18 protein-coding genes and 1 pseudogene are annotated in these 15,523 nt (G+C 62.1%); 6 read left to right on the top strand and 13 right to left on the bottom strand.

All coding sequences use genetic code 11. The annotated features are described in order from the left end of the window. Positions 1-14: 14 nt before the first annotated feature. Positions 15-314 (top strand): aldo-keto reductase family protein, encoded by a 300-nt coding sequence (locus AX729_RS40795; RefSeq protein WP_057196375.1) that lies wholly within the window; start codon positions 15-17, stop codon positions 312-314. A gap of 78 nt (positions 315-392) precedes the next feature. On the opposite strand, the gene AX729_RS32140 is transcribed toward AX729_RS40795, so the two are convergent. From AX729_RS32140 to AX729_RS32125, 5 genes are read right to left on the bottom strand one after another with little or no spacing between them, the layout of a single operon-like run. Next, positions 393-1,469 carry a relaxase/mobilization nuclease domain-containing protein gene (locus AX729_RS32140; RefSeq protein WP_244490928.1) on the bottom strand — a complete coding sequence of 359 codons (1,077 nt, stop codon included), beginning with the start codon at positions 1,467-1,469 and terminating at the stop codon, positions 393-395. Continuing rightward, complete coding sequence (locus AX729_RS32135) at positions 1,466-1,984, bottom strand: plasmid mobilization protein (protein ID WP_057196374.1); 519 nt, start codon at positions 1,982-1,984, stop codon at positions 1,466-1,468. Before AX729_RS32135 ends, AX729_RS32140 begins: the two co-directional genes overlap by 4 nt. Beyond that, a complete protein-coding gene (locus AX729_RS40170; protein ID WP_156402645.1) occupies positions 1,975-2,406 on the bottom strand; it encodes a hypothetical protein in 432 nt (143 codons plus the stop codon). The genes AX729_RS32135 and AX729_RS40170 overlap by 10 nt, the downstream gene beginning before the upstream one ends. Then, positions 2,403-3,386 carry a ParB/RepB/Spo0J family partition protein gene (locus AX729_RS32130; protein WP_057196373.1) on the bottom strand — a complete coding sequence of 328 codons (984 nt, stop codon included), beginning with the start codon at positions 3,384-3,386 and terminating at the stop codon, positions 2,403-2,405. Before AX729_RS32130 ends, AX729_RS40170 begins: the two co-directional genes overlap by 4 nt. After that, positions 3,376-4,182, bottom strand: a complete 807-nt coding sequence (locus AX729_RS32125) for a ParA family protein (protein WP_230646798.1) — start codon at positions 4,180-4,182, stop codon at positions 3,376-3,378. The genes AX729_RS32130 and AX729_RS32125 overlap by 11 nt, the downstream gene beginning before the upstream one ends. Before the next feature lie 363 nt (positions 4,183-4,545). Between AX729_RS32125 and AX729_RS39145 the strand changes: the two are divergent. Then, a pseudogene (locus AX729_RS39145) lies at positions 4,546-5,003 on the top strand (type IV secretory system conjugative DNA transfer family protein); the annotation flags it as partial. 139 nt (positions 5,004-5,142) lie between these two features. Here AX729_RS39145 and AX729_RS40790 read toward each other — a convergent pair. Beyond that, the gene (locus tag AX729_RS40790; RefSeq protein WP_197433730.1) at positions 5,143-5,790 is read right to left on the bottom strand and encodes a hypothetical protein; all 648 of its coding nucleotides are present in this window, start codon (positions 5,788-5,790) and stop codon (positions 5,143-5,145) included. Here AX729_RS40790 and AX729_RS32115 point away from each other — a divergent pair. Further along, complete coding sequence (locus AX729_RS32115) at positions 5,789-6,046, top strand: WGR domain-containing protein (protein WP_057196371.1); 258 nt, start codon at positions 5,789-5,791, stop codon at positions 6,044-6,046. The genes AX729_RS40790 and AX729_RS32115 overlap by 2 nt on opposite strands. On the opposite strand, the gene AX729_RS40785 is transcribed toward AX729_RS32115, so the two are convergent. The 6 genes from AX729_RS40785 to AX729_RS40165 all read right to left on the bottom strand — a co-directional run bounded on the left by AX729_RS40785 (position 6,019) and on the right by AX729_RS40165 (position 12,526). After that, on the bottom strand, positions 6,019-6,195 hold the full coding sequence (locus tag AX729_RS40785; RefSeq protein WP_197433729.1) for a hypothetical protein: 177 nt from the start codon (positions 6,193-6,195) through the stop codon (positions 6,019-6,021). The two genes, AX729_RS32115 and AX729_RS40785, sit on opposite strands and share 28 nt — an antisense overlap. 61 nt (positions 6,196-6,256) lie before the next feature. Beyond that, the gene (locus AX729_RS32105) at positions 6,257-6,568 is read right to left on the bottom strand and encodes a DUF736 domain-containing protein (RefSeq protein WP_018273795.1); all 312 of its coding nucleotides are present in this window, start codon (positions 6,566-6,568) and stop codon (positions 6,257-6,259) included. Between the two features lie 1,016 nt (positions 6,569-7,584). Further along, positions 7,585-8,817 carry a plasmid replication protein RepC gene (gene repC / locus AX729_RS32090; protein WP_057198561.1) on the bottom strand — a complete coding sequence of 411 codons (1,233 nt, stop codon included), beginning with the start codon at positions 8,815-8,817 and terminating at the stop codon, positions 7,585-7,587. 197 nt (positions 8,818-9,014) lie between these two features. Continuing rightward, positions 9,015-10,034 carry a plasmid partitioning protein RepB gene (gene repB / locus AX729_RS32085; RefSeq protein WP_057198562.1) on the bottom strand — a complete coding sequence of 340 codons (1,020 nt, stop codon included), beginning with the start codon at positions 10,032-10,034 and terminating at the stop codon, positions 9,015-9,017. Beyond that, positions 10,031-11,245 carry a plasmid partitioning protein RepA gene (repA, locus tag AX729_RS32080; protein WP_057198565.1) on the bottom strand — a complete coding sequence of 405 codons (1,215 nt, stop codon included), beginning with the start codon at positions 11,243-11,245 and terminating at the stop codon, positions 10,031-10,033. The genes repB and repA overlap by 4 nt, the downstream gene beginning before the upstream one ends. Positions 11,246-12,352: 1,107 nt before the next feature. After that, complete coding sequence (locus tag AX729_RS40165; protein WP_156402849.1) at positions 12,353-12,526, bottom strand: hypothetical protein; 174 nt, start codon at positions 12,524-12,526, stop codon at positions 12,353-12,355. A 144-nt stretch (positions 12,527-12,670) separates the two neighbouring features. On the opposite strand from AX729_RS40165, the gene AX729_RS32075 reads away from it, so the two are divergent. The 3 genes from AX729_RS32075 (at position 12,671) to AX729_RS32065 (ending at position 14,825) form a co-directional block, all read left to right on the top strand. Further along, positions 12,671-12,916, top strand: a complete 246-nt coding sequence (locus AX729_RS32075) for a type II toxin-antitoxin system VapB family antitoxin (RefSeq protein WP_057198566.1) — start codon at positions 12,671-12,673, stop codon at positions 12,914-12,916. Next, positions 12,916-13,311, top strand: a complete 396-nt coding sequence (locus AX729_RS32070) for a type II toxin-antitoxin system VapC family toxin (protein ID WP_057198568.1) — start codon at positions 12,916-12,918, stop codon at positions 13,309-13,311. The genes AX729_RS32075 and AX729_RS32070 overlap by 1 nt, the downstream gene beginning before the upstream one ends. Before the next feature lie 314 nt (positions 13,312-13,625). After that, positions 13,626-14,825, top strand: a complete 1,200-nt coding sequence (locus tag AX729_RS32065; RefSeq protein WP_156457316.1) for an RHE_PE00001 family protein — start codon at positions 13,626-13,628, stop codon at positions 14,823-14,825. Positions 14,826-15,119: 294 nt separating this feature from the next. On the opposite strand, the gene AX729_RS32060 is transcribed toward AX729_RS32065, so the two are convergent. Next, positions 15,120-15,416 carry a type II toxin-antitoxin system RelE/ParE family toxin gene (locus AX729_RS32060; protein ID WP_057198569.1) on the bottom strand — a complete coding sequence of 99 codons (297 nt, stop codon included), beginning with the start codon at positions 15,414-15,416 and terminating at the stop codon, positions 15,120-15,122. Positions 15,417-15,523: the final 107 nt, after the last annotated feature.

Genomic DNA, 15,523 nt, shown 5'->3' with positions numbered 1-15,523 from the left:
CGAGCGCAATCAGCATGTCCCGCCGCCACCAATTCTCGAAACCCCACGGCTTTTCGTTGATGCGCGTCTTTCGGCGAAGGCATGCGGGCAAGCGGTCTTCCGCGCTCCAACCTCATCTCACCACCAAGCTCGCCGCCGAATCCAAGTCCTATGCGGAGGCTTGGGGTCGCATCGACGGATCGCTGAAGACGCTTGGCATGGATCACATTGACCTGATGCTGATCCACAGCCCACAACCTTGTACCGAATTCAGCGACGGCGGTCACTTCGACGGATGCAACCTGGACGTTTCGCCTCCCGCTGCGCATCGGTGATATTCGGACTTCGCAGCGGCACTTCGCGGGAATCTTCGTTTCGCTAGCTGATGGAGCCCAGATCATCCTCGGATCCAATTATCTTGTTCGTTCACCGTCTCGTTTGTAATCGCGCCGGTCAACGTGGCCCGCCTGCTCTGCCCCGCGACGCCGGCTGCTGGCAAGCTCCGAAAGCTCATTCTTCAGCGCATGACGGCGGGTTTCGACGGCAGGCATGTCGTTGACGAATTGCCGAACTTGGCGAGCTAACTCGTGATCCGCTGCCACGCCGGAGCGCTGCAGCTCAGCAGCATAGTCGAGATATCGCCGCCGGATCGCGTCCTGACGTGACTTGGTCTGCTCGTCCCAAGGATGTTTGGCAGTACTGCCGCCCCTAACCTCCGAAATCACCTCCTTACGAGCGAGCCGATCGACATCGGGCGTGATTTTTCGCTTGCGTAAAGCGAGCACCGCGCCGCGATCGGCCTTTCGAACCCGCCCGCGGGTACGCCGCGGCGTTGCCTCCGCCGCGATCCCGCGAAGCCGGAGTTCGCCGGCAAACCGTTCTCGCCAGGCTTGCAGATCCGCCTTGCGCGGGTTGAGGCGCTTGCCGTCATGACCCAGGGACCGAACGGTCAAGTGCACGTGGGGATGCTTGTCGTCGAGGTGCTGGACGAAGACGTAGTCGTGATTGTAGCCGAACGTCTCGGTAGCAAATGCCCGGGCTGAATCCTTGACTGCGACGGCATCGGTGCCAGCCGGCATCGACAGAATGATGTTGACCGAGAGTGACCCATCGCGGCGGCGCTTGTCGTCGAGACCGGCATCATCCTCCCAGCGTTGCTGCAGATCTTTCAATCCGGAACGATCCGCCAGTGTCGCGCCCTGCTCTGTTTCCGCATCGAGCTCGCCGTTTCTCGTGATGTACGAGAGGTGCGACTTGAGATGCGCCACGCCCTTGGTGCGACCGGTGATCTTGACCATCACCTCTGGTGCTCGGCGCACGATGCGTTCGAGCTTTGCACGCATCGCCGGCGTAAGGCGGCTAGGACCGGCCGGATCGGGGATATCCCACTCGGCCCGTCGTGGGCGCCGATTGGGCGTTTCCCAGACATACGAGATCGGCGGAAGTTCGGAGGTCAGGTCGGCCGGCCGCGGCGCGGCGCGTCGGCTCATCGCCGCCCATCCCAATAATCCGCGTTGCCATTCAACGCGTTACGCAATTGCGCGAGCTCTCTTTCAATGACCCATTTGGCCTCTTGAATTGCGGACAGATCGGGCTCAACCGCCCTGCCCTGCAGTACACTGATGTTTGCGGCACGCGCGATCTGGTTGATGTTTCCCCCGATCTGGTTGAGCTCGCGAACGACCGCGCGGAGCGCGGAATGCTCGTCCGGGGAATGCTGCACAGGCGATCCCAACCGCGAGCGCACCAACGCGGCAATCCAGCCGGTGCGGGTCATGCCACGCTGATGTGAAACTTCCGCGAGCTGCCGCATCTCGCTCTCGCGAAATCGCACCGTCACCTTTTCCGGCCGTCCGACCGGCAACGCGAAGATGCGCGGCTCTGGTGCAGCTAGTGCATCAGCAATGAGACGCCGCAGCAGCGCGGATTTGCCGCCCTGGGTAGCCGCAAAAGCGGAGAACTGCGCCGCGACTTCGTCGGAGACGCGAAGCGAGATCAGAGCCATGCGCTCCAATCCCAATTGCGATGTAATACATCGCTGGCGCGAAGCCTATCCTGCACTAGAAAGCAAAAATTTTTGCCCTTAGATGTTGGTTCAAACCAACACTCTCCGCATTCAGCGCTCGCCAAGGCAAAGCGATCGAGGGCCCCTGCCCTCTGCGCCGAATTCTGCTCGCGGCGCTCGCCTGGCGTAGTAGCCATCGCGAATACCGATCCGCCGGCAAGCGAGGAAACGAAGGCACTAACTGACACTGCCACTGTGGACCGCGACTTTCCAGCAGCCTGCGGCCTCTCTACGGCGCTATGGGAAGCGCGTTCGGCCTTCGGCTGCTGCGCTAACGCGCCATCCTTCGGATGGGAAAGTCGCTCCGCCAGCGCGCATCGATAGTCTGCCGCCGCGGCAGCGAAAGTGTCGAACGAGTTCATCTCGACAGGATCTCCTCGATTGTAAGCGCCGATGCTGGAACTTCTTGTTCGTGGTCCGCGCCGTCGACCAACACCACAGCGTGACGTGAGCCTTGCGTCGCGAGCCGATCGACAACAAGCTGTCCGAGCCGGTTCTGGTACCGAACCCTGATCGCCAGCGATGCTGCCGATCTCGATTGTGAAACGACGCGAGTTTTTGGCTGATCCTCCGTTGCCGCTTCGCGGTCTTTCACAGCGTTGCGCGGAAGCACCGCTTCCGGGAGGGGATCGGAGTTTTCGGATCGAGGTCGCCCAACCGGAAATTCGATCCGGGGATTGGCGCGGCCGCCCTCCCCGCGAACGCCCCGGGCCAGTTGTCGAGCCTGTGCGTCGGTAAAGCTGTCCTGCGTCGCGCATCGCCGTTCGATCTCGTCAGGATGCGTGCGCCAGGCCTGGTAGAGTTCATAAAGAGCACGGATCGAGCTGCCCTCAAGGCGCGCCCGAAGGAAGTCCGGCATGGCTTGAACCGACGCGTAACGCGATACCCAGTCTCTTGGCTTGCCGAGCTTGCGCGAGATCTCCGCCTGGGTATCTCCGGCGTTCAATCGGTCTGCGATGAACCTGGCGATCTCAGGCGCACGCAAATCATCGCGCTGGATATTCTCGATCATCTGAGCGTATCGGTCGGGTGAAGCGACGTCTTGAACGAAGGCGGGAATTTCACGCAGCCCTGCGCGCCGCGCAGCGCGGTACCGGCGCGCGCCCATGGCGATGACGTAGCGTCCATCTTCACTACAACGGCGAAGCACGACGGGTTGCAGCACGCCATGTTCGGCAACCGATTGGGAGAGCTCCTCCAGTTCCTGTTCGCTGAAGGTGTGGCGTGGTTGATCGGGATCCTCGTCAATGCAATCAATCGCGACCAAGAGCGGCCGCCCGGCTGCTGCGCTAGGGTTTGCCGCGACGTCGACGAGCTCCTTGAAGCTGAAATCAAGCGTCATTCGTCGTCTCCTGATCGAGCCGTTCTACGATCTTAGCGAGAACCGCACGGATTTCCCGACCGGCTTCTTGCGCCGAGCGACGCTTCAAGCTCCACACCGGCACCCGTTCCGCAACGGCTTCGGCATAGCCGTCCCGTGCAACGATCTGGCCTGGGAACACGTACTTGCCCGCTTCGCGCAACAACTGCTCCAAGTGTGTTCGTTGACGCGGCGACTTGGTATTAAAGTTCGACGGCAGCAGGCCGAGGAATCGCGTGTCCTGACGACCGTAGCGTCGTTGCACACCGATCACGGTCTGCATCAGGGCTTTGACGCCCTTTACGGAATAATCTTCCAGGTAAATCGGCGCCAACACGTGCGAGGCGGCGACCAGGCAAGCGACACTGCGAAGGCCAAGCGATGGCGGGGTGTCGATCACGCAAACATCGAACCGGGCGGCGGCATCGGCGAGATTCTGCTGCAGGGTCAAGACAGCTGCAGCATTGCCGCGATCGATATCCGTCAATGAGCTGTCGGCCGGCGCCAGTGTGATGCCGTTGTTTTCGCCAGCGACAAACCGGGTCGCCGGCTTGAAGAGGTCCGCCGCCGAAATTGACCCTCTATGCTGCTTGAGCGTGTCGGTCGCGTTGCCCTGCGCATCAACATCGATCATCAGAACCCGGCGGCCCGCTTCCGCCATAAACCAGGCCAGATGCACGGCAAGCGTCGTCTTGCCGACGCCGCCCTTCTGGTTGTTGATGACGATCGTGTTCACCGGGTCGACCTTGGTGCAACCATCTGCGCCCGTTTCATCCATGTTCCTCCAGACCGTGCTTCGCCTGCCGGGGCGGTCCTGATCAAACCGGCCTCTTCATCCTGGGTGTTGGTTTGAACCAACGCCCACTGCGAACCAGCACGCGGCAGGATCCTGAAAGCCAGGCACAAAATCCCCTGCCAGAAGAGTCAGGTGGGCCGAGCCACATAGGAACGAGGCGCTCACTCGAAATGAGTTCGCATCGATTGGGCAGGCGCACACCGGAGTTGAAGCAAGACAACGAAAGCCAAATGCGTGTGCCCCTAGCCGTGTTGGTTCAAACCAACACGTTCTGAGGCAGCGCCACCTCGCAATCTCCGTATAGTGTGGGAAGACGAGTCGGAGCCGACGCCCACCAAACCTGGACGGCGGTTAGAAACGCGCGGCGCCCTCGGGCGCAAATACGTCATCAACCTGCTGATGCTCTACCAGTCGATCGGCCAGATGCGCGAAGCTTATGGCGGCCGCGGTGCGACGAGCAAATGGTTCGAAAGCGGCGTCCTGGATCTCGTTCTCGGCGATCAACGATCCCGAGACAGCGGCCTATATCGATGCCCGCGGCGACGCGACCTTGGAGGTCGATCGGCTCACCCAGTCCTCGCAAATGTCAGGTTCGTCGCGGACACGATAGAAGCAACTCGCCCGCCGCCCGCTGATCATGCCGCACGAAGCTGCGCATGCGAACCGACGAACAGATCATCTTCACGGCCGGCAAGCCGCCGCTGCGATGCGGCCGCTGTTTTCACCGACGCACGCCTGCATGTCGGCGCGTCAGAACCAGATGGCGAGGTTCTACCGGAAACAAGGCTCCGGGACTTGAATGAGGATCGCAAGATGTGTCCGAGGCCCGCGAGAGGATCGTCACGCGCATGCGCGGAGACCGCGCGCGGGCTCCGGGAGCGCCGCGTTGGCGGCGCGAGTAGAGCCGTCCCCGAAGGGGCTCGCCCCATGCCCTCGGAGCGGTTATCGCGAGGAAGATGGTTCCGGGAAATTGGCGCGCAGGTACTCGGTCGCCGCCTCCGCCGTCGCGAACGAAGCGAGTTCCAGCATCTCCTCGTCGGGCCGCTGCGGCTGCCGGATCACCGTGACCCGGCCTTCGTCAAGACAGGTACGGGGGTGCTCGCGGAACCGCAGCCATTCGGCCTGCTTGGCTTCGGCCAACGCGCAGGCAGCATCATAGTCATCCGCAATGCCAAGATGGGTCGAGCGGTCCCATGCTCCGCCGTTCAGGCACCGAACCTCGATGCGACCATCCGGACGGGTGAGGCCGTAGGGACGATCCCACCACTGATCGAGCTGTGCCTTGCTCCGCGCTTCGTTCGGCGTCGCGTCAAAGGCCTTGGGCAGTTTCGGGTCGAGTGGAATCCGGCTCGGCATGGCGTCCTCTGATCGGACCGAAAATGCCAGAGAACGGGCCAGAATGGGAGCTGAATCTAGCCGGACCGACACGCCAAATGGCTGATGCTCGTCGTCGGCGCCGCTACAACAGCCCCCATCGAGGGATCGCGCGTGCACCTGCAATCGACCTATCAGGAAAATGAATCGATCGCCCTTGTTCGATTCAACAATCCAATTGGACACAGATTCCAGATGACGGAAGAATCGCTGCATGCCTCAGCTTCCGCCGGACCCTGTCCATCTTCGTCGTGTCGACGCAGCCCGCAATATGCGGCGGTTCTACCTTCTGTCCTTGCAGCCAACCCTGTTCGGCGGCGTGGCGGTGGTCCGCAACTGGGGCCGGATCGGCACGAGCGGTCAGACGATGATGCAAACCTTCGACGACAGCGCGAGAGCCGACGAGGCGTTTGACTGGCTCGAGCGAACAAAGCGACGCCGGGGCTATGCCCCGGCGGTGCAAAACCGCTGATCGGCGGGCGATGCGTCGCCGAACGTGGTTGGCTGGGTGCGTTGCCGGATCAGCTCGGCGAGTTGCGCTTCGAGCGCCTTGCGCTCCGCGGGGCTGAACAGGCAGTCGCGCAGCTCGGCGCGCAGTTCCTCGATAACGTCGACCGTCATGATCTTCTCTCCGTTCAAAGGGAAGAAGGCCCCGCCTCGCGGCGGAGCCCTCTTGGGAGGCTCAGTCCCGGTTCGGCCGGGACCAGATCAGTTGGAGGCCTTCCGCACCCTCGACCTCGGTCAGGGTGGCGTAGATCGGAGCGGGGAAGCTCGGATCGTCCAGCTTGACGGAGAGGTAGTCGCGCTCGGTGTCCTTGGCGGTCTTCTGCCAGGCCGCACCCAACTCGACGTTACCCGAGTAGATGCGGAAGTGCGGTCCCTTGTCCGAAGGATTTTCGACGCGGATCAGCTTGGCCTTGACGTTGAGGTTGAGGGTCTTGATCGCGCCGGAGAAGCCATTGCCCGTGGAGGTGAAGGTGCCGATGGTAGCCATTGTCTCATTCCTTGGTTTTCTCGGGCCGCGCCCATCGCGACCTCGATGGCGGTCGTGAGACCGGAGGCGATCGACCCGCACCTGAAGGGCCGAAACGAAGTGGAGGGCGGCCGGCAGCGACTTTCTTGTCTCGCGAGGAATGGCGCGCAGCGCCAGGGGAAGAAAGTCGAGGACGGCCGTTGCGGGGACAAGATCGAGGGCCCGCGCAGCGGGACCGTCCTTCGGTCAGACCAGCCGTAATCGAGGACGCAGATGGGCTGCCCGTCGTGAAAACTGTTGGAATGAAGACAGGCCCCTCGGCAACATCACATCATGCGGTCAAGAGCACGGGCGACAAGATCCGCTTGTCCTGACCAGGCCGGCTGAAGACCGCATATCCCGTCGCAAAGGGTCCGGGGAGCAGCAGATGCGAGTCGAAGTTCGCCGCCGCCGCAAGGTCGACAAACACCTGCCGACGAACTTGGCATGCCTGGACATTCCGCGTCTGCTGCATCGATGCTGCGATCTTCGATGAGGGCAACAGCGTCCACGATCCGGCCGGAGCATCGCGGACGATGGCTCCGGGGCTTGCGCCGCGAGGGTGAGCGCGCCCGGTTCGCACCTGCGGACGGAGTGCGTGACTCAAACTGACCAAAACGGACTCGAAGCGCCGTGCCATCGAATGTGGCGATCACGCTACGCCCGGGGAGCAGACCCCACACTGCTGTCGCACTCGTTCGGCCATAGGTCGAGGCGCCCGACGGTCAGCAGCCCTCGGGCGGATCCGGCCTCGTCCAGCGGCGCGCAGGAGCCATGCCGAAAGACCTGGCCGCTGACACCGCAGCGCCCGAGCGAAGCGCACGATCGGCATCAACAGCGTCGGTCCCGGCGTCGGGATGTTGATCGCAGATTGACGCTGGCGCGCTGAAACGTGCAATCGATGGACGCACTCTTCAGCGGATAAGGCAACATCGCCTCTCGGGCCGAACGACATCGCTGCGCGGCCGGAAGCCCATCCAGCCAGGTCCACCCATGGCTCACGCTCGTCGCTTTTCGTGGCGCTGGGAGTTGATCTGCGACATCAGGATCGGACCAAGAGAAAACTCTCCGACCTCCGCTTTCCGCGTCAGCCCGCGCAAGTAGCCGCCAGCTGATCTGATCGTGGTGCCACGCTGCAGGATGCAGGCGACGACGACCGCCGCTTGCATTTCACCCAGGACGGTTTGCGCCTCCTCCCAGGCGCTCGGGCTGATCCCCAGCATTGATCGAACAACGGCCGCGGTGGCGAGGAAATCGCGCCAGTTCGAAATCCCACCCTTCGCATAATCGACGATGTCCGGGCATGCACCGAGGATCATTCCCAATGGATACGAACCCTCGGCGACTCGCGATGGTTGAGGTTTAGGCTCAGCTCCCGCCGTCCAGCCTTCTTGAAGGCTAGGTTCAAGATCAATTAAGGCATCGGTATTTGAATTCTGTATGTGGCGCTCAGAATGGGACTCATTGGCGCTCGGATTCTTGGATTTGATGTGCGCTTCCAAAAGATTGAGCACGTCGTCAGCGAGTTGCGACAGCTCGTCGGCGATCGGCTCGAGCTCCTGGCGCGTCGCGGTGCGCGGAATCTGAGCGACCATTGCGCGGAAGGCGGCATGCACCTCCTGCCAATCCGCAGGCCCCTGCCCTGCCCTTCGCGTTGGAACGCCTTCCTCGATGCCAGTTGCAATCATCTTCGCGATGTCGCGCCGGCACAGTGTGATCCGCTCACGCACGAGCTTGAGCGCGCGGGCTTCGGCTTCGATGTCGGCCGCCAGGCTCTCGAACTCTTCCGAGCGCACGACGAGCGGCGACAGATCGAAGCCGAAGGCGAGCTCGATTTCGCCGGCATCGTCCTTCCGCGCATAACGCTTGCCATTTGGGCTGTCGCGCCGAACGATCAGTCCCGCGTCGACCAGGACAGCGAGATGACGCCGCAGCGTCGACGCCGGCATGCCGTGCGCCCGGCGACTGAGCTGATTGTTTGACGGGAAGACGATCAGGTCATCCTCTCCTGTGAGCGCGGTCTCAGGATGGAAGGTCAGGAGCGCGTTTAGCACCGACAGCGCCCGCTCCGACACGCCAAGGCGCGGCCGGGCCGTGCAGATGGCGTGGAAGATCTTCCATTTGTGGACGATCTTTTCGGGAGGGCGTTCTGTTGCGATCATTTGGCTTGCCACATGGGCAAGCGTCAACGATCGCCGCCCAAAAGGCGTCGTTGGAGAGTGTGACTGCATGTCTTTGCCTCAGCTGGGCAAAGGAAACCTGCTCGCCGAAACGACGATAAAATCGCGTAGAAACTCTTGACTGCGATTCGCGAAAGTGATTCTCTGTCAGTCGCCAAACTTGAAGAGAAGGGCTTCCGGAACTCCGTTTCGGGGGCCTTTTTCTTTTGCCTTGTCTGCTCCTGGTTCGTGTTTACGGGACGAGGCCTTCAGGCCTCGCTAGCTTCCTGACCGCCGCTCGTTTTGGAAAAGGCGTCGAACAGCGTCGGGAGTTGGTCGACAAGAAATGCAGCGAATGTCGCCGAGACATTCTTGTCGAGGGTAAGCTTCAATTCGCGCTCGGCGTGACGCACGTGCGCGATCTTGTCGCCGGATGCGGAAAAGACTGGCTTCTCTTCCGATGGCTTCGACGTCCCCGCGGAGGATGCACGGCTCGCCGCTGTATATGCTGCAAGAAACCGGGCGTCGGTTTCTCGTTCTGCAAATTTCGGTTCAGCGATCGCCGCTCTGACACGTTTGAGCGCGGCGGCATCCTTAACCAGGTCGGCGAATGACTGCCAGCGGCCGCGGCCAACTTTCGGAGCCTTCCCGATTGCTTGAACAACATCGGTTGGAACTGACCGGGCCACGGCAAGAAGTTTCGAGGCCTCCGCTCGATCGATCGACAACGCATCTTGCACGATTGACCGGCTATGCCCGGCATCTTCGATATGCATCGCGAAGGTGGCGCGCTCAATGAAACTCAGATCTTCGCGTGGTGCGTTCTCGAGCCCTTGCGCCACGACGAGCGCTTCATCTGACAGCGCTCGCAGGATCGCTTTGACCGAGATGCCTAGTTCGCGCGTAGCGCGGACGCGGCGGTGACCATATGCACTCTGGTAGCGCCCTTTCGCTTCAGGATGCTCCCGAACGAGAATGGGCACCTCTTGACCACGCTGTGCGATCGACTGCTTGAGCGCCTCGAACGAACTATCATCCTGGTCGCGAAACCGGTCGGCTAGCGGCGACGGATCGATAAGCGAGGGGTCGATTTCAAGGATCATCGCTCCGGAGGCAATCCTTTCGCGAAGCTCCTCGTTCTCTTTCTCGACTCCAGAAAAGGTGTCTTTCAACGAGCGGACCGAGCCCGACGAGACCCGCGGCAAGGCACCGGGCATGTTGTCAGCTGACAACGCAGGTGATTGCGGGGCGGTGAAAAGACCCCTGATGGTATCTGTACGTTTGCTCATCGACCCCACACCTTCTTAAGAAGTTGCGCGATTTCGGCATTGACCGCGTCGACCGATTCCAATGCCCGGTCGTAGGCGCCCCGCCCTACGGCGCCACGCTCCAGTTCGTACAGTGATTGCTTGGTGAGACCTGCATTGGCGATCGCGGTCGATTTCCACACTGTGGCCTGGAGCACATCCGATCCGAAAAGGGTGCGAAGGAGGGCCACGATTTGAGCTTCGGGCACGTCATTAGGATCGTGACGCGTGATGACATACCGGATGAAATCGTGATCGAGGCGCCCACCCGCTTCCTCGATGACGGACATGAGGTCCGACGTCATGAGGAGAAATTGGCTCATGGATGCGACATCGACCATCTGAGGATGGATGGTGACGAGCATCGCGGTCGCCGCGTTCAGCGCGCCCATGGTCAAGTAACCAAGCTGGGGTGGGCAGTCGATGACGACGACGTCGTAGTCGTCTGCAACTTGGTCGATGGCGCTGGCGACGCGGCGAAAGAATAGGTCGTGTCCGCGTTCACGCCGCTCGACCATTGCTCGAGGCGTAGTGTGCTCGAACTCCATAAGCTCGAGATTGCCTGGAACGAGACCTATCCCGTCAAAATAGGTCGGCCGGATGATCTCGCGCAGGGGCCGGCGGTGTTCGTCATATCGGATGGCACCGTACAGCGTTTCATTCGCCCCAATGTCAAACTCGGGTTGGTACCCGAACATTGCTGACAGCGAAGCTTGCGGATCGAGATCGATCGCCAGGACCCGAAAGCCGGCAAGGGCGAGGTATTGCGACAGATACAGCGCTGTCGTCGTCTTGGCGGAGCCACCTTTGAAGTTCGCGACGGTGATGATCTGGAGCTTGTCGCCTGGGCGCCGGCGCGGGAGAAATTCCAATGCTTCCCGCGGACGCGCTGTGGCCAGATACCCGCGCAACTCATGGATCTGAGCCAGAGTATAAGATCGGCGGCCACCGATTCCCGTCGTCGGGGTCGGTCCAAGTCCGTCGAGAGAAAGTTGTCGAAGGTACCCGTCGGATACGCCTGCAATTCGCGCAACCTCCCCTGAGGTGAACGACCGGAGCGATTTGCTCGCTGAAGGCGGGAAAAGCGTCGTCGCGAGCGATCGCAGCTGACCGGAAAGAATGCCGGCATGCCGAGAGATCCGCGCAGACGCAGTCTCGCTCATCGTCACCGAATCTTCCGCTAAGATCGCCATTTGCCTTCTCAAGACGGTTTCTGCGCGTCAGACGCTTAATCTCCGTCTTGAGAGATGGCCACGATTCTATGATTTGAGCAAGAAATAAAGGGTTAACGAGTTCTTAACGCTCGATGGCGTGCGTAACGGCGAGCAGCGGCTTTTTGGCCGCGTCGCCCTGTTTTGTTGTCAGCTGACAACAATGGCCCCAGCCAGCGGAGCGAATTTCTACTATAGCGCGATTCGGCGAGGCTGTGTCCCCAGGCGTCATTCGGTACGATGCCAGCCGCTGCTCCGATCAGTGTTGCTATCGCGCGGATGCGCCGGGGTCTCTTTCCATGCGCGTCACCCCTCGCTTCTGGGGTCGAGTCAGCGTGCACCGGTGCTTGACGAGCAGTTAATCCATGCCGCGCGCGCGGATCTCTACTCCCCGTTTCCCAGCAAGCCGTTGCCCAGGAGGATCGCTTCCCTCTTAAGATGGAGGTGGTCTCGCACCCGATACCCAGGAGCGGCGGCTCCTCGAAAAGCGCCCTCCCCGTCTTGTTGAAGCGCCGGAGCCGGTGGCGAGCGAAGGGGTTTTGTGGTGTTGGTTCGCTAGGTCCAGCAGCGCGCCGGGCGTTCGCAGTGTGGACCGAGGCGCCCACTGCGGCACTTCGCTGGGCCGCCGCTCGCCAGGGGAACAAGCAAGCCCGCACGGTAGCACGTCTCCGCCAATTCGAACGAACAAGCGTAGAGTAATCGACCGAGTGCATTCCGGGTCAATCGCGCTCGCTGTTCCCGGGCCACCAGCCGCAAGACCGCCTACCACCTAGCTCGGGACGCCTCCTCATCGGCTGCACATGCGATCTGTTTCGGCAAGGGAAGCCAATGCGCAGTCAGGCTAGCACCTTAACCGGCACGGTCGTGAGCGGTTCGACCTCGCCCTGGGGCCGGATCCAATCTCGACGCCTGGCGACCAGATGCCCCAGATACCATCGCGAACCTTCGAGTTCGAGGCGAGCGCGCCGCAGCGAATCGCTTCCTGGACGAGGCGTTTCGATCGCAGGGGAAGTAATCCCATAGGGGACGCCGCACAGACTGTTGTCAGCTGACAACAAGAGCCTGGGCCTACCAAGTAAATGGATGTTGTCAGCTGACAACAATCTGTGCCGTCCAGCCGCCGACGCGCGCCTTCCAGCCCTTGTCGATCCGCGCGCTGATGAATTCAGGAGCCTGGACGAGGTTGTCCTTCGGCCGGAGCCCCGTCCAGATGATGGCATGGTCTTGATGGGAAAATGCGCCCGGAAGGCCGGAGGATGGCATTCACAGAATGCTAACCATAGAAATCTACAGCCTCCGTGCGCATTTACGAGCTTCTCCATCAGATTTCGCGAGAACGACCAGCCTTCACGGGGTGTATCCGGAATGTTATATAGGGATACACGATGCGCGCTAGAGGAGCGCCGGATGGCCTTCCATATCAAGAATCCCGAGACCGACGCGCTGGCCCGCAGGGTCGCGGCGTTAAAGAAAATCGGACTGACCGAGGCCGTACATACGGCGCTCGCCCATGAACTCGAACGCGAGCAGGGCAGGCCGTCCTTGGTCGACCTGGGCGTCCAGTTTTGTCGCGATTTGAGGGCGAAGGGCAACCCGCAGAGCGGCAAGCCTGCTGACAAGGCGTTCCGCGACGGCCTGTACGAGGATTCCTGATGTTCATCGACGCTTCGGCGCTCGCCGCGATGCTGACAAACGAAGACGAGGCGCGCGAGTTGCTGGCGCGCGTGCAGCAAAGCACAACCCGGTTGACCTCGCCGCTGGCCGTATGGGAGGCGGCGATTGCCATCGCCTGCGTGCTCGATCTGCCGATCGCCGCGGCGGCCGAAGCGGTCGAGAGCTATCTCGCGCTGATGGAAATCAAAACGGTGAACGTGGCGCCCGAAACAGCCCGCATCGCGCTCGAAGCATACGACCGCTACGGCAAGGGCCGACACCCGGCACGGCTCAATTTCGGGGACTGTTTCGCCTACGCCTGCGCCCGAAATCTTGGCGAACCGTTGATGTTCAAGGGCGCCGATTTTCCGCAGACCGACATCGAGGCGGCCTGACAAGCGCTACTATCGGAGCCAGCCCGAGCGTGGCAGAAGTAATGAACGCTGATTCGCGGTGAAGCCACCCAACCGACGCCGGGGAAGCCGGCCCGATAGCCTTGACCGCGCGGCCGTGCGGACAGTCGACCTGACCGACGAGGACATCTGAGCGCGGGCGGCGGCCGAAGGCGTCCGGAAGAGGGCAGGGAGCTGACCAGCAGCGCATCTTCTCGGCGGTTTGGCGCCGACCGGCGGCTAGCCCGGCTTGAGTTCGCCAGAGCTCGTTGATTTGCGAGGCATTCAATCCTGGACGGTTCGGAACCGACATCGCTATGACGGAAGCGAAAGCCGTGTTAGCTTCCGTTTCGCTGGTTCCCATTAAGGTTATCAGGACCTTGCTGCCCACCTACAAAATCCCCGATCCGCTGCCCTGGGCCCAGCTCGCCGGGCCGCTCGCCGCCGCCGAGGATGCCGTGGCCCGCTTCGACGAGCGGCTGGCCAAAAGCCCAATCCGCGACGGCGCAATCAGCCGGACACACTTCACCGATGCCTGCGCCAGTTTGTGGCTGGACGGCGAACTTGTCCACCTCGATGACCTTGTGCTCCACGACGCCGGCATGGACGTTCGCACTCCCACCCATGAGCTGACTCGCGCCCACGCCGTGCTGCGCGCCCGTCGGCGCATCGCCGAGGCGAAGCCCGAATGGGCGCTGTCGGCTCCGGGGCTCTCCAGCCTCCGCGGGCGGGGCGAGCGAGAGCAGGAGACGAGCAACCGGAAGGAAGGTGAGGGAGGTTTTGAGATCGACGAGGCCCCCGAGCGGGAGGAGGTAGGTCTCGAATTGCCCCTCGGTGTCCGCGAGACCGATCCCCATCTGGCCGCCGCTTTCGACGCGGTCGACGCAGCGAACGCCAGGGCGGAGCGCAGGCTTGCCGCCGAGACTCGGTTTCGGCCGGAGCGGGATTCTCTCATCTACGATCCCGACTGGGATGAGGAGGAACGCCTCGATCACTGGCGCGATGTGGTCGACCAGACTCGCGGTTTGCCGCCGACCCTGGCGGGGGCGATTGCCGCCGACGCCTGGGGTGAGATCGAACCACTCGAGCACACGCCTTGGCTCGGCCGCCTGCTCGCCGCGGCATTGTTGAGGGACCGCGGCAAAACGCGATCGCATCTGCCGTGCCTGCATGCTGGGCTGAAAAGCATTCCGCGTGAGCGCCGGCGGCCACGCGACGCCGCAGCGCGTTTGGTCGTGCAACTCGAGGCCATGACGGCCGCCGCCGAGTCTGGCCGCAAGGATCACGACCGTTGGCTGATGACCAGAAACCTGCTCGCCCGAAAACTCGCCGGCCGTCGCACCACTTCAAAACTGCCGGCTCTCCTCGACTACGTGCTGACGAGGCCGATCGTCTCGGCGGGCATGATCGCGGCGGAACTCGGGATCACTCCCCGTGCCGCCCAAAACCTGGTCGCCGAGCTCGGCCTGCGCGAGGCGACCGGGCGGGGACGCTACCGGGCGTGGGGCGTCCTCTAGAGGCGAAAGTCCGTGCTGTGAACGCTCGGCAGAAAGGCCGTCTCGTCCAGATGAAAAAGACACCAACAAAAATGCCGCGCGGTTGAAATCCAGCGCAGCGGCCGTTTCCAGCGACCGAGGGTGTACGAAAACTCCGGTCACGCTCGAGTCGCTGACCAAGGCCTTTATTCGTCCGGCACGCACGCAGACGAAGGCTTGAAGATTTAGTTTGATCGTACTTATCGTAGCCAACCTACGATATAGGCAATAAATCGAAACTTGCCCGCCCAGCTGGTCGCACGATACAGAGCCGCCTCAATCGTCGTTGGTAAGTTCGTCGGGCCACATCTGCGCGCCATGGAGCACGCGCAAGATGCGAACGGTATCGCCGTCGACCAGGTACGCCGCGACATAAGATGTACGCGGAATGACCAACTCGCGCGTCCCAGCGACACGCCCCGGCCGACCGCTATCCGGAAAGTCGAGCAGACGCCGCGCGGCATTGGCAATCTGTTCGTCGACATGAACCGCGGCACGAGGATTCTCGGCCTCGATGTAGCTGAAAATGCCGTCGCGATCGGACAACGCGAAGCGCGACCAGACGAGTTTCACCGTTCCTGCTCCGGTGCCTTTCGAAGCGCAGCGGTACGGCGTTGTGCGAAATGGCCCCTGAACATTAAAGGGGCACAGATATACGGCAGGCGGATCATGGGTTGAAC

Origin of the sequence: Bradyrhizobium sp. CCH5-F6 (assembly GCF_001556045.1) — a bacterium.
Taxonomy (GTDB): Bacteria; Pseudomonadota; Alphaproteobacteria; order Rhizobiales; family Xanthobacteraceae; genus Bradyrhizobium.
This window is presented reverse-complemented; position numbering and strand designations above follow the sequence as displayed.

Excerpts from the sequence above, each read along its gene's own strand:
- AX729_RS40795 (WP_057196375.1), top strand. The coding sequence starts at position 15 with ATGTCCCGCCGCCACCAATTCTCGAAACCCCACGGCTTTTCGTTGATG.
- AX729_RS40790 (WP_197433730.1), bottom strand. The coding sequence starts at position 5,790 with ATGCAGCGATTCTTCCGTCATCTGGAATCTGTGTCCAATTGGATTGTT.
- AX729_RS32140 (WP_244490928.1), bottom strand. The coding sequence starts at position 1,469 with ATGAGCCGACGCGCCGCGCCGCGGCCGGCCGACCTGACCTCCGAACTT.
- repC (WP_057198561.1), bottom strand. The coding sequence starts at position 8,817 with ATGCAGTCACACTCTCCAACGACGCCTTTTGGGCGGCGATCGTTGACG.
- AX729_RS40170 (WP_156402645.1), bottom strand. The coding sequence starts at position 2,406 with ATGAACTCGTTCGACACTTTCGCTGCCGCGGCGGCAGACTATCGATGC.
- AX729_RS32075 (WP_057198566.1), top strand. The coding sequence starts at position 12,671 with ATGGCCTTCCATATCAAGAATCCCGAGACCGACGCGCTGGCCCGCAGG.
- AX729_RS32065 (WP_156457316.1), top strand. The coding sequence starts at position 13,626 with ATGACGGAAGCGAAAGCCGTGTTAGCTTCCGTTTCGCTGGTTCCCATT.
- repB (WP_057198562.1), bottom strand. The coding sequence starts at position 10,034 with ATGAGCAAACGTACAGATACCATCAGGGGTCTTTTCACCGCCCCGCAA.
- AX729_RS32070 (WP_057198568.1), top strand. The coding sequence starts at position 12,916 with ATGTTCATCGACGCTTCGGCGCTCGCCGCGATGCTGACAAACGAAGAC.
- AX729_RS40785 (WP_197433729.1), bottom strand. The coding sequence starts at position 6,195 with ATGACGGTCGACGTTATCGAGGAACTGCGCGCCGAGCTGCGCGACTGC.
- AX729_RS32130 (WP_057196373.1), bottom strand. The coding sequence starts at position 3,386 with ATGACGCTTGATTTCAGCTTCAAGGAGCTCGTCGACGTCGCGGCAAAC.
- repA (WP_057198565.1), bottom strand. The coding sequence starts at position 11,245 with ATGGCGATCTTAGCGGAAGATTCGGTGACGATGAGCGAGACTGCGTCT.
- AX729_RS32135 (WP_057196374.1), bottom strand. The coding sequence starts at position 1,984 with ATGGCTCTGATCTCGCTTCGCGTCTCCGACGAAGTCGCGGCGCAGTTC.
- AX729_RS40165 (WP_156402849.1), bottom strand. The coding sequence starts at position 12,526 with ATGCCATCCTCCGGCCTTCCGGGCGCATTTTCCCATCAAGACCATGCC.
- AX729_RS32115 (WP_057196371.1), top strand. The coding sequence starts at position 5,789 with ATGCCTCAGCTTCCGCCGGACCCTGTCCATCTTCGTCGTGTCGACGCA.
- AX729_RS32105 (WP_018273795.1), bottom strand. The coding sequence starts at position 6,568 with ATGGCTACCATCGGCACCTTCACCTCCACGGGCAATGGCTTCTCCGGC.
- AX729_RS32125 (WP_230646798.1), bottom strand. The coding sequence starts at position 4,182 with ATGGATGAAACGGGCGCAGATGGTTGCACCAAGGTCGACCCGGTGAAC.